Source organism: Pseudomonas agarici (genome assembly GCF_900109755.1).
GTDB lineage: Bacteria > Pseudomonadota > Gammaproteobacteria > Pseudomonadales > Pseudomonadaceae > Aquipseudomonas > Aquipseudomonas agarici.
In genome coordinates, this window is the sequence record NZ_FOAR01000011.1 from 51,215 (window position 1) to 63,514 (window position 12,300).

Annotated in this window: 13 protein-coding genes and 1 riboswitch; of the genes, 8 read left to right on the plus strand and 5 right to left on the minus strand. The window is 54.1% G+C overall.

The window, feature by feature from the left end:
- The first annotated feature begins 144 nt into the window (after positions 1-144).
- From BMX68_RS12220 to BMX68_RS12245, 5 genes are all read left to right on the plus strand, one after another.
- Positions 145-819 (plus strand): epoxyqueuosine reductase QueH, encoded by a 675-nt coding sequence (locus BMX68_RS12220; RefSeq protein WP_026013301.1) that lies wholly within the window; start codon positions 145-147, stop codon positions 817-819.
- Between the two features lie 112 nt (positions 820-931).
- On the plus strand, positions 932-2,395 hold the full coding sequence (locus BMX68_RS12225) for a methylenetetrahydrofolate reductase C-terminal domain-containing protein (RefSeq protein WP_017133127.1): 1,464 nt from the start codon (positions 932-934) through the stop codon (positions 2,393-2,395).
- 489 nt (positions 2,396-2,884) lie between these two features.
- Positions 2,885-3,868, plus strand: coding sequence for a DUF1852 domain-containing protein (locus BMX68_RS12235; protein ID WP_017133129.1), 984 nt, complete (start codon positions 2,885-2,887; stop codon positions 3,866-3,868).
- A gap of 27 nt (positions 3,869-3,895) precedes the next feature.
- Complete coding sequence (locus tag BMX68_RS12240; protein WP_017133130.1) at positions 3,896-4,930, plus strand: methionine synthase; 1,035 nt, start codon at positions 3,896-3,898, stop codon at positions 4,928-4,930.
- Positions 4,931-4,933: 3 nt separating this feature from the next.
- Positions 4,934-5,443: a flavin reductase family protein gene (locus tag BMX68_RS12245; protein ID WP_026013302.1), complete on the plus strand. Its 510-nt coding sequence runs from the start codon at positions 4,934-4,936 to the stop codon at positions 5,441-5,443.
- A gap of 101 nt (positions 5,444-5,544) precedes the next feature.
- Here BMX68_RS12245 and BMX68_RS12250 read toward each other — a convergent pair whose 3' ends face one another.
- Positions 5,545-6,276, minus strand: coding sequence for a CbtA family protein (locus BMX68_RS12250; protein ID WP_074862223.1), 732 nt, complete (start codon positions 6,274-6,276; stop codon positions 5,545-5,547).
- 18 nt (positions 6,277-6,294) lie between these two features.
- Positions 6,295-6,507: a CbtB domain-containing protein gene (locus BMX68_RS12255; RefSeq protein WP_017133133.1), complete on the minus strand. Its 213-nt coding sequence runs from the start codon at positions 6,505-6,507 to the stop codon at positions 6,295-6,297.
- Position 6,508: 1 nt separating this feature from the next.
- Positions 6,509-6,648, minus strand: a riboswitch (adenosylcobalamin (AdoCbl) riboswitch).
- A 290-nt stretch (positions 6,649-6,938) separates the two neighbouring features.
- On the opposite strand from BMX68_RS12255, the gene BMX68_RS25470 reads away from it, so the two are divergent.
- A complete protein-coding gene (locus BMX68_RS25470) occupies positions 6,939-7,148 on the plus strand; it encodes a hypothetical protein (RefSeq protein WP_143013305.1) in 210 nt (69 codons plus the stop codon).
- Positions 7,149-7,319: 171 nt separating this feature from the next.
- On the opposite strand, the gene istB is transcribed toward BMX68_RS25470, so the two are convergent.
- The 3 genes from istB to BMX68_RS12270 form a co-directional block, all read right to left on the minus strand.
- A complete protein-coding gene (gene istB, locus BMX68_RS12260; protein WP_017133135.1) occupies positions 7,320-8,066 on the minus strand; it encodes an IS21-like element helper ATPase IstB in 747 nt (248 codons plus the stop codon).
- Positions 8,063-9,613 (minus strand): IS21 family transposase, encoded by a 1,551-nt coding sequence (gene istA / locus BMX68_RS12265; protein ID WP_017133136.1) that lies wholly within the window; start codon positions 9,611-9,613, stop codon positions 8,063-8,065. Before istA ends, istB begins: the two co-directional genes overlap by 4 nt.
- 239 nt (positions 9,614-9,852) lie before the next feature.
- Entirely contained in the window at positions 9,853-10,116 is a 264-nt protein-coding gene (locus BMX68_RS12270) for a hypothetical protein (protein ID WP_017133137.1), read from the minus strand.
- Positions 10,117-10,228: 112 nt separating this feature from the next.
- On the opposite strand from BMX68_RS12270, the gene BMX68_RS26380 reads away from it, so the two are divergent.
- Together BMX68_RS26380 and BMX68_RS25480 are read left to right on the plus strand one after the other, a co-directional pair.
- Positions 10,229-11,269 carry a hypothetical protein gene (locus BMX68_RS26380; RefSeq protein WP_017133138.1) on the plus strand — a complete coding sequence of 347 codons (1,041 nt, stop codon included), beginning with the start codon at positions 10,229-10,231 and terminating at the stop codon, positions 11,267-11,269.
- Between the two features lie 701 nt (positions 11,270-11,970).
- Complete coding sequence (locus tag BMX68_RS25480) at positions 11,971-12,231, plus strand: hypothetical protein (protein ID WP_143063282.1); 261 nt, start codon at positions 11,971-11,973, stop codon at positions 12,229-12,231.
- Positions 12,232-12,300: the final 69 nt, after the last annotated feature.

Below are 12,300 nucleotides of genomic sequence, written 5' to 3' on the forward strand. Positions count from 1 at the left end.
AGTTTGTCTCACCATAGATCAAGCGCCGACAATTGGTCTACTAGATAAACGGATTGGAAACACACTGATGGCTTTGGCCCAAACCTTCGAATTTCCCCACATTGGACGCATAGCTGGCGCGGAGATAAGCGAGGGACGTTCGCGATGACAGCAGTAAAGCGCCCCCTGCTCACCCTGCCCAACGGCGCCGACAAACTGCTCCTGCACTCCTGCTGCGCGCCATGCTCGGGAGAGGTGATGGAGGCGATCACGGCGTCGGGGATCGACTACACGATCTTTTTCTACAACCCGAACATTCACCCTGAGCGCGAATACCTGCTGCGCAAGGATGAAAACATCCGTTTTGCCGAAGACCATAACGTGCCGTTTGTCGATGCCGACTACGACACCGATAACTGGTTTGCGCGTGCCAAGGGCATGGAGCATGAACCGGAACGCGGTGTGCGCTGCACCATGTGCTTCGATATGCGCTTCGAACGGACGGCGCTTTATGCTTTCGAGCACGGCTTCAGCACGATCAGCAGCTCGCTGGGTATTTCCCGCTGGAAAGACATGAAGCAGATCACGGACAGCGGCATTCGCAGCGCGCAGAAATACCCCGGTGTCACCTACTGGGACTACAACTGGCGCAAGGGTGGTGGCTCGACACGAATGATCGAGATCAGCAAGCGCGAGCGTTTCTATCAGCAAGAGTACTGCGGCTGCATCTACTCGTTGCGAGACACAAATCACCATCGCAAGGATCAGGGGCGAGACATCATCCGGATCGGCGTGAAGTATTACGGGGATGAGGACGAAGACAGTTCAGCTCAGTCGTGATCTTCGAGAAACCGTACTCATAGGCATGAGGAAAACTCCTCACTTTATTTTGTGGTTGGAAGCGATGAGGATGCCCGGCTGAGTGTTCAGATCCCGTCGATACGGATAAAAAATGAGTGTGTTGAAAAAGGCGCTGCTAGATGGCGTGTTTACGTGCGTCGTTGAGTATGTGCCCAAACCTTCGTCGGAGCGCTTTACCGCTTTTGAAGCGCTGATGGAGCAATCGCGCCTTCACGAATGGCCGCTCGTTCCTGCTGTCGCAGATCGCGTCGGTGGCAAATTCGATATTGCTCCCGTAGATGCATGCGCTGCCCTCAAGGGGCCAACTCCAGCACTCATCCACTTTTCTGGCAAAGACCGTGAGCGTTCCGACCTGTTGTCTGAGTTGGACAGAATGGATCGCCTGGGTGTAAATCAGCTCTTGCTCATCAGTGGCGACCGGTTGCCAGGTCATCAGCCCGGCCAGCACCCGGTGCGTTATCTGGAGTCGGTGCCTGCCTTGCAAATCGCACGCGCGGCTCGCCCGGACTGGCTGTTGGGGGCTGCACTCAATCCATTTAAATATCGAGAAGAGGAAGGCTGCGCCCAGTATCTCAAAGCGCATAAGAAGCTTGCTGCCGGTGCAGATTTTCTCACACTCCAGTTGGGTTTCGATGCCAAGAAGCATATCGAGGCGATTACTTGGATGACCAGGCAGAAAACGGCCAAGCCTCTGCTGGCTTGCGTGATGGGGCTAACCGAGAAGCGCGCATCCTTGCTGAAAAGTGTGCCAGGCATCGTGGTCAGCCCTCCAATGCTTGGTGTACTTGCGGCTGAAGCAGCTGTTTCCAAGGAGCATGCTCGGTCACGCTGCACGGATCGCCTGGCCCTCCAGATCGTTGGCTTGCGATTGATGGGGTATGCGGGAATTCATCTGTCTGGCATCCATACCGCGCAAGAGCTTGAGGCTCTGGAGCAGAGAATTGCCATTTGGGAGAAGAACATCGGCTCGCTGGAACACTGGTCAGCAGCCTGGGCGGACAGCTGGCAGCCGCCAGGCCAGTTGGCAGTCACATTCAATCCGCCTGGAGCAAGCTGGTATCTGGGTGAGTCCAGCGTAAAGGCGACGTCGAAAGAAACGCTGCGCTATCACGTGTTGGCGGGCTTTCATTCGAGTCTGTTCAGCCGCACCAAATTGCTCGGCAAGGCTTTGGGGTGGGCCGTCCGCCGCCCGGTATGGTCGTCATACAGAGGGGCGTCTTTACTGCGCCAGTTGGAGCGGAGCCTAAAACGCCCGTTGGTAGGCTGCGACACTTGTGGGCAGTGTCGACTAGAGGACACGCTGTATATCTGCCCTGAGACATGCCCGAAAGGCTTGTCCAATGGCCCCTGCGGCGGCACTCACCTCAACAGGTGCGAGTTTGGGGATCGCGAGTGCATCCACAGCGTGAAGTACCGGACTGCCAAATCGGTTCGCCAAATTCAGATTCTCACGGATCGACTGATTCCTTGCGTTGAACAGGGCAGCCGTCACAGCAGCTCCTGGCCACGGTGGTTTGAAGCTGACGCTAGCCAGACCAGAGGGACATCCGATTGACGTCGAACTCACGGCAGGCACTGAGCCAGGAAAGTAACGGCTCGATGCCGCAGAAGCAGTCGATAGCGCCTCCGGTCATCGAATCAGTCAGGCGAACCCGCTACAAGGTTGCACGCAGGTATGGCCGGGTCACCATTGCCGAGCACGAATACTTTTACGTACGAGCCCAGGACATTCTGGTACGCAGCGATATTTTTCAAGGTTATCGAAAAGAGGGATTACAGCGATTCCTCTCGGCAAACGCAGCGGTAACCCCAGACTGAGATTCCACAATCCCCTTGGCGCCGCTCCGCTGCGCAATCATGAGCGTTCCTAATATTTTATTGAAATCAATTCGTTTTTATTCATACAGGCACCCCGCATAAAATGCGCCCAGCTCTTCACGACCGGCGATTTAAAGGCTGTGGCGTGAGAAAACGGAACGATGGCCACATCTGAAAGGCAATCAGCAAATTCAGGTCTGGCGCGACGAACAGGGTGTCAGGCACGATGAACAAAGAATTCACTTTTTCCATCAACAGCATCAGCTTTGATGAGCATTACACTCCTTCCGACAATACTCGGATCACGACCAACTTCGCCAATCTGGCCAGAGGTGCGAGCCGTGAGGAGAATTTGCGCAACACGCTCAAGATGATTGATAACCGCTTCAACGCTCTGGCGCATTGGGATAACCCTAAGGGGGATCGTTACACGGTCAAGTTGGATATCATTTCCGCTGAAATGAATATCGATGCTGAAAGTCGAGACCACACCATACCGCTGATTGAGGTGCTGAAAACGACGATTGTTGATCAAAAAACCGGCGAGCGTATCAACGGCATCGTGGGCAACAACTTCTCGTCCTACGTGCGGGACTACGATTTCAGCGTGCGCTTGCTGGAGCACAACAAGAACCAGGCCGGTTTCAGCACGCCAGAAGATTTTGGCGATTTGCACGGCAAGCTGTTCAAGTCGTTCGTCAATTCAAGTGCCTACAAAGAGCATTTTGCCAAGCCGCCTGTGATCTGCCTCAGTGTGTCGAGCACCAGAACCTACCATCGAACCGAGAACCAGCATCCTGTGCTGGGCTTTGAGTACGAGCAGGACGCGTACTCGTTGACCGACGAGTATTTTAAGAAGATGGGCTTGCAGGTTCGTTACTTCATGCCGCCCAACAGCGCCGCACCATTGGCCTTTTACTTCTCGGGTGATCTGCTGGGTGACTACACCAATCTGGAACTGATTGGCACCATCAGCACCATGGACACCTTCCAGAAAATCTACCGGCCTGAGATCTACAACGCGAATTCGGCGGCTGGAAAATCCTATCAGCCTAGTCTGAAGAACCAGGATTACTCGCTGACTCGCATCGTGTATGACCGAGAAGAGCGTAGTCGGCTGGCAGTCGAGCAAGGCAAGTTTGCCGAAGAACAATTCATCAAGCCCTATCAAGCCGTGCTTGAGCAATGGTCCGTTAGCTGCGCTTTCTGATTATTTAGAACATTAAGGTTATCCCCCATGAAAAAACTGTTGCCCACGTCGACGGCTGGTAGCTTGCCCAAACCTTCCTGGCTGGCCCAACCCGAGACACTTTGGTCACCCTGGAAACTGCAGGACGATGAGCTGGTCGAGGGTAAGCAAGACGCGTTGCGCCTTTCTCTGCATGAACAACAGCTGGCCGGCATCGATATCGTCAGTGACGGTGAGCAGACTCGCCAGCATTTCGTGACGACTTTCATTGAGCACCTCGACGGCGTTGATTTCGAGAAGCGCGAAACGGTCAGGATTCGTGATCGTTACGACGCGAGCGTGCCGACAGTGGTGGGCGCCGTTGCTCGGAAAAAGCCTGTGTTCGTTGAAGACGCAAAATTCCTGCGTCAGCAAACTGGGCAGCCTATCAAGTGGGCTCTGCCAGGGCCGATGACGATGATCGACACCCTTTACGACGCTCATTACAAGAGCCGTGAAAAACTGGCTTGGGAATTCGCCAAGATCCTCAACCAGGAGGCCAAAGAGCTGGAGGCTGCCGGAGTCGACATCATTCAGTTCGATGAACCTGCATTTAACGTGTTTTTCGATGAGGTCAATGACTGGGGTGTTGCCACCCTTGAAAGGGCCATTGAAGGACTTAAATGCGAAACCGCCGTGCACATCTGCTACGGCTACGGCATCAAGGCGAATACCGACTGGAAGAAGACGCTGGGCTCGGAGTGGCGACAATACGAAGAAGCGTTTCCGAAGCTGCAAAAGTCCAGCATCGATATCGTCTCTCTGGAGTGTCACAACTCCCATGTGCCGATTGATCTGATCGAACTCATTCGCGGCAAGAAAGTAATGGTCGGTGCAATCGACGTGGCTAACCATGCTATTGAAACGCCTGAAGAAGTTGCCAATACCCTGCGCAAGGCACTCCAGTTCGTCGATGCGGACAAACTCTATCCCTGCACCAACTGCGGCATGGCGCCGTTGCCTCGTCGAGTGGCCAGCGGCAAGTTGAACGCGTTGAATGCCGGCGCAGAGATCGTGCGCAGAGAACTTTCGAACGGGCGTTGAGCGATGTCACTTCCTGGTCAATCAATCGAGCCCTTGGGCTTTCGCGAAGCGCTCGGGCACTACGCATCGGGTATTACGGTTATTTCATCGCACGTTGATGGCGAGCCGATTGGCTTCACCTGTCAGTCGTTCTACAGCGTGTCGATGAGTCCGCCACTGGTGTCATTCAGCGTCATGTCCAGTTCGGCGAGCTATCCCAGGATTCGCCGGGCAGGACGATTCGCAGTCAATATCCTGTCGGGCGAGCAGGTGGATATTTCCAACCAGTTCGCTCGGCGGGGTACGGACAAATGGCTCGGGGTGGACTGGCAGGAATCGCCTCTGGGTAATCCGATCATCGCTGGCAGTTTGCACTGGCTGGATTGCGAAATTCACGCAGAGCACGTGGCAGGTGATCACGTGATCGTGATTGGTGAAGTGAAAGCGATGAACCTGCAACAAGCTACTGCGGGACAGCCGTTGCTGTACTTCAAAGGGCAATACCGCAACCTCGCCACACATAGCACGGTTTGAGCCGTTACGTGCGCAGGTTCGGGGACTTGGATGTTACAAAGGATCTGCCGCCACGTCGGTAACGGAATAATCAACGCTCCGCTACCGACGTGACCGCTGGCTTAAACGCGAGAAGCCTGTAGGGAGGGGTAAAGCGCATGCTCGGCCACTTTGCCGAAAATCAGACCCAGGCTCGTCCAGAGTACGACCTGAATGCCCAACGACGCTGTACGGAATTTCCACAACAGTACGGCAGAGAAGTTCTCCGGCACCTCATTGATGGTCGGAAACAGGTACGCGGCGACCGAGACGATCACCAGATAAAGCGCGACCCCACTGATGGCGCCACTCCAAGTGCCGTTTCGGGCCATCAGCTTGCGTCCGACATTGACCGAAATCACGGCAGCGATCAACGACACCAACATGATCAGGAAGAACAGCTGGGTGCGCAGCCCGATGGTGTCCGGGTTACCCACGGATGGCGGGTTCGGTGGATATTTCAGGCCCGGGATCAGGAACACCACCACGAACGCGGCCAGTGCCAGTAGCGCCGCGAGCCCACGAGGGCCAATGCGACCAATTCGGCCCAGCGCGTAGGCGAATACAAGCGAGAAAATGCCGCCCAGCGATACGCTGTAAACGACGACGCCGGTCAGTAGCCCCACGCTGCCTTGCATGTCGCGGCTCACCAGTTCTTCCTCTTCGTCGGCGTCACCGTGCATGTGCGCCATGCTTTCTTCGAAGGCAATCGCCTTGTCCACTTGCGGCTCACCGAACACCTTGGCGAACCCGAATGCCAGCAGGCCCGCAATCAGACCGACGAGCATGCCCCTGACGAGTAAACGACCAGTCATGTGAAAGACCTCAAATAATCAGTGGCAGGGGAAACCCAGAAGATGACGACCGTCGTGCACGAACTCATGAACGTAGGCACCGGAGAAAATCGCAGTAGCACCTTGTTCGGCACCGACAAAGTAGATTGCCAACATCAGCAACAGCCCACCGAAGATCGCCCACGGAAGCACTTCGCCAAGAGGGATCGTCGGGATGGAGATGTCTGTATCAGTAGTAGCGGTATAAGCCATGAGTACCTCTTGGGATTTCGCGTCCCGGTAATGGTGAGGAGGGTCGAAGAAAGGTCTGGCTTTCGGCGTGGAGCCGATCACAGTGGCGCGACCGCGTCGGATTTTGACCGACTTCTTGCTTCGTAACATAAAGATACAACTCGGTTAGTGTAGCCCTTCTGCGATGAGGCTTACATGAATTCTCACCAAGCTTTCGCGACGCTGATCGGGCGTAAATAAGGTTGCGCAGGATTTAAAGGAATGCTGTTAGCGACACTTCCCATGCAAGAGTGCCCGCTATTCTCCGATTTCTATCTGTGACCGCTGTCAACTTTGAGACGAGAACTGCCGACTCTTCATTCATGGGCGTGGATACCCCCAACGCCCTATGGTCGAGATGAGTGGCTGCTTGAGCTATCGTATCGAGATCATCCCAGCTTGAAGGCCATCTGATGAGCATCGACAAGACAACTCAACTGATCAGCACCCGCAATGAAGAAAATGCCAATCTGCTGCTCCGGGTCGGATGGACGCTGTTGCTCGTAGCTGACCGCCAAGAAGGTGCGTATCAGTGGCTGCATTATCAATTCGGGTGGCAGCGAACAGGCGTACCTCCTGAGATCACGTTTACCGGCGTCGAGGGTGGCCCCGATCCCTTCTGACAGCGTCGCTTCAGTGGCGTTGGCTCGTAAGCACCCCAAAATGATTGAGCCTTTACGGAACACGCCAAAAGTGCTCTGAATTCAGAAGATTGCATTGCACTTGACCACCCGTTTGCATTCGACGTGACCAATTGCATTCGACCTGACCAGCCCAGGCGCGAACAGTGTCCTTCAAGCGCGTCGGCGGCTTTTCACCCTACGCATTGAGTCACCTTTCAACTCGATGAAGTGGGATTTGTGAACGATTCTGTCGAGAATCGCGTCCGCGATTGTGGGGTCGGAAAATAAGTCATACCATTTTTCTTTCGGATACTGGCTAGTGATCAGCAATGAACCATTTTGTGACTGCTGATCAATTACGTCTAGCAGAAACGGGCCGAGCTGAGCATCGATGCCGCCTATGCCCAAGTCGTCGATGACCAGCAGCTCTGCGCGAATCAATTGCCGTCGTAGTTTCGGCATGGTGTGATCCGCGTAAGACAGGGAGATTTCTTCAAAGAGTTTGGTTGCTGTGCGATACAGCGTTGGTCGTCCAAAGCGGCAGGCTTGGTTCGCCAGGGCACAAGCCAGCCAAGTCTTTCCGGTGCCAGTTGCCCCCGTTATGATTACGTTCTGCCGCCGTATCAACCAGTCGCACTCCCCGAGAGCCATTACGGTATTCCGGTCTAGGCCACGGGATGATTTGAATTCAATCGTGTCCATCGTGGCCTCGCTCTCACGAAGCCTTGCAGCTTTCAACAGACGCGCAATCTTCCTGCTTTCTCGTTCGCTGTTTTCGGCGTCAACCATCAATCCGAGCCTTGTGTCGAACGCCTCTTTCAATAATGCCGGGGTTTCCAGTTGACGCTCGTAAGCCACGGCCATGCCGTGCAGCCCAAGGCTCACCAAATTCTGAACAGTGTTGAATACCGGTTTCATAGCGGCTCATCTCCTTGTGTTGCGTAATATTCGGCGCCACGAATGTTGGCGTGTTCGACCAAAGGGGCGGATCGTTGGGGGCTGGGCCGCAGATCGGACTCGTTACGAATGATTGCCCGCAGGCGCTCTGAACTGAGGATGTTCAGGTTATTAGCATACGCACAGGCTGATTCCAGCCGGGAGGCGGAGATGTCCCCTTTGCGTACATCTTGCTTCAAGCCTATGACTGCCTTCATGCCAGTCGCAAAGTCTCGGCGCAGAGCGAGATTGTCTTTCACGTACCGCAACGTCTCCTGGCCTATAGATTCAGCCCAGGCCATCAGTGCGTCTGGTTGCGAGTCTTGGTACCGACTATGGTTGGGTGCCAAGTGCTCGCTCAAAGTGCTGAATCCTCGTTGTCTGTTGACCTTATGCGAGGCTATGACGCGGCGCTGGTACACGATGTCCAGCCAATCGTCGCGCACGCGCAAATCAACTAGCAGGTTCGCAAAGTGATAGGGGACTGAGTAGCTGTGATCTTCAAATGCGACGTGGTAGTCAGTGCCCACGCGAATCTGGTAGACCCACTGACTGTAGCTGTACCGCTGTTCTGGGAGAGAGCCGAGCGCGGGGTAGTCGAGTTCAAGATACCGAGTGGCCCTGCTCTTAGGGTACGTTCGAGTCACCCGGTTGTTGAGCTGATCGACCCAGTATCCAATCTGTTCGTTTAGCTCTTCCAGCGAGAAGAATGTCCTGGTTCTCAGCCTTGCCAGCACAAACCGCTGTACGATTTGCACAGCAATTTCACCTAGCGATTTGTCTTTCGGTTTGCGAGGCCTGGCCGGAAATATCTTGAATCCGTAGTGCTCGGAAAGCTCGGAGTATGCACGGTTCAGAACGACCTGATCCCGAGTGTTTTTTGTGATCGCCGATTTCAAGTTGTCGGGGACAATGAAGCGTGGAACCCCGTCGAAATACTCAAGCGCCAGAACATTGCACCTGAGCCAATTCGGCGTCGTCTGATTGTCCACTGCCGTGGCGAATATGTAGCCGGAAGCTCCTAGCGTAGCCACGAATACCTGAGCCTGGGCAATTTCTCCTGTGTCCGGGTTTGTCACAGGCATAGTCCGTCCGCAGAAGTCCACGAAGCACTTGTCGCCGGGAAGGTGGATCTGCCTCATGCTTAGCTTTTGCTTATTCAGCCACTCACGATAAACCCTTGTAAATTGGGCGTATGAGGGGCCATCTGGCTCCGTTTCCCGAAACTCTTGCCAAAGCAATTCAAGGGTGATGTCTGGCAGTTTCAGTTGTTCGTGAATGGCGACCCAAGATGGGTACACTTTTCTCTGCGCTGTGGGCCTGCGCTGAGTATGTAGGCATTCCGCAAGCGCTTTATCGTCCAGGTGTCGCAGCTGTTCCCAGGTTTGTCCGCACAACTTCAACTGATCGCGCATAGTGCGAACTGTATTATGGGAAACTTTGGCCAAGCGACCGATTGATCTGTTTGACAAGCTGGCGTCGCATGCGAGACGCAGCACCTCGCGCTGCGATTGTACTGGCAGCCTCATGTGTCCTCCTCGCGATAGGCGTGTCGAAGCCTCACAAATCGCGCCGTGTGAATATTGCAGACAAACGGAAGGTGGCCGACTTGACGTCGAACGGGAGGGAACACAGAATGGTGGTGCGTAGGGCTCAAAACCTAACACCATCAAAAAAGCCTAGGGCTCCACCCCTGGGCTTTTTTGTGTCCCAATTCCACCGGCTAACTCCTAGCCTGGGCTCATTGTGAAACTCCTATTTGTTTGATTTATACGGCTTGCTGTCTAGCGCAGCGATGCGTGGCTATCCAGCAGGCGACTTCTTTGGACAGGGCGAAAAAGCCTCGACGATTAGGCACTTCAAAAAGTGGCACTTCGATAGTTCCACGCTGCTTGGCTTTTCGGAACGCGTCATACGAGGCGTATCCCAGCTCTCTCCACAACGCACTGCCTCCCACCATCAGGCCATATCGATCTTTGAGATCAAGCTCTAATTCGGATGCCAGGTTGTGGATTTCAAGAGGCTCGCGCATCGCACTTAATGTCCGGTTTGGTCACAGTTAATAGTAATAAACGACGTTCTTGCACTCCAGCCGTAAGGCTTCTACATTTTTTACGGTACAAACATTAGCTGGAAATTTGTAAGTGACTGACTTCAAACGAATTGCGAAAATTTATTCGGATTTCGCAGATAATGTGCGCGAACAAGTACCGGAAAATACCAACCCCCGCAGTAACACTGTGGAAATGCTCGCCGTGGGCTATTGGTTCGAGGGGCTGAGGCAGCGGACAGGTCTCAAAACGGCCTACGCGCTTGAGCTGCATTTCGAAGCGGATTCGTTTCGAAGGAATAGCAATGGCACGATTCGGCATTACCGAAGCAAGTGGTCAAGGTACGAGCAAAAAACGGTATCGCCCAAGGCCAAGACCTTGGCCAAGGTAGAGCTTCAGGCACCGGGATCTTCTCGCGATCTGAATCATCCGTTATGGACACTGCTCAAGCTAAGCATCAAGCAAGAGGAAATCGATTTCGACCATTTTTTTGGAACGTTGAATGCCGAAGTACAGGGGGTGTTGTTCCGAACCGCCAGCGACACGGCGTGGGGCAATTTACAGCGCGAATTGGTCACTCAAAACCTGCTAGAAAAGCTTGAGCGCAGGGCGAGTTTAGATAGCCTAGCGGCGCTGGTAGCCATAGTGATGGAAGCAGATCAGATGGGCCGTCGTGCCTTGGCTATCAAAGCAGCAGATTCGTTGCACAAAGTGCTTTTGATGCTCGCCATGGAGCTACAAGCACGCGGGGTCGCAGTGGTCTTGATCGACTGGCTAGTCTTCAATGTGTTGCCCCTTGGTGTACCTGCCCATTTAGAGGTTTGGATGAGTAGCACTGACTACATTCACGCGTCAGCTCATCTGAACGCCATGGTCTTCCATCATCCGGAACGACGTGGAAAGAGCCTTCCTTGGAAGCTACGCACCAGATTGATGTGCAAGCTTCTAGCCGGCGATATGGGATTGGACGTCATGTACGCGATGCGTCCGCAGTTTGCCTTGCGAGACGACGTCGGCGAGATCGCGGGGGACTTAGTGAAAGAGTTCCACAAAACGTCAGCACTCAGAACCTGGGGATGGATGTGCATCGTTGACGGCGAGCCTCAAAAGGTGCCACCCACATCGCTTTTTTAGCTTTCCACCACTGCGTGCTTTGGGTGGTCAAATCCAATGCAAACGGCTGGTCAAATCCGATGCAAACAGGTGGTCAAGTGGAATGCAAACGCTTGGTCAAGTGAGGTGCAATTTCCCACAGTGGTCCCCCGGCAAAAAACCGATCAGCCAGCCTAACCATTTGAGTAGCGGGATTTCTAATGCAACTCATCGTCGTCATCTGCTACACATTCATTGCTCGCGCCCTTTCGCTGGCCCGGAGAGTCGTCATTTGCCCACCATGTGTTGTCACTGTGCGCACCTGGCGGATACCTTCTGATGCTCAGTTGTCATCTACTGTCGTTCTCCCGCTGCCGCCATGGACATTGCGAACTGTGGAGACCCTGTATCCATAGAGCGGCAGCGACGACACCTACTCACGACACCCCTTCACAACGCCAATTATCTTGTACAAAGCTCGTAAAAGACCTGAAACCCAGTATTCATGCGGGTTACAGAGACAACACCCCTTCACGACACCCCTTCACAACGCCAATTATCTTGTACAAAGCTCGTGAAAGATCTGAAACCCAGTATTCATGCGGGTTACAGAGACAACACCCCTTCACGACACCCCTTCGCTCAGATCGGCAGATCACTCTATGGGAGGTGAACCGTCAGACTCCCATAAGTAATAGATGGGAAGTGAGCATGTTTTTTTTGAAACGTGTCGCGGAGCGGATATGAGCGGTGCTCTGGTCGCTTTGGAATTTAGTCACCCAAGAGCCGACGGAACGCATTTCAGGAGGATAAAAACCTTGGGATTGGCATGGCAGATGAGAAGCTGTATTCAGTGCAAATTTTCAGCCCAGAAGGAGCAAGACATGGACTCGATTGAGCTACTGGTTTATGCGGTCATCGGCGTGGTCGGCACGCTGGGAGTGGCTGCGGTGATTGGCTACAAGGTCGCAGATCATCTCGATAAGAAGCATCACACCGACTGATTTCTCAGCACATCGGCAGATGCGCATGGTGGTGGCTTGGGATTCGCCAGTGCTCGGGTAACGTTCAGG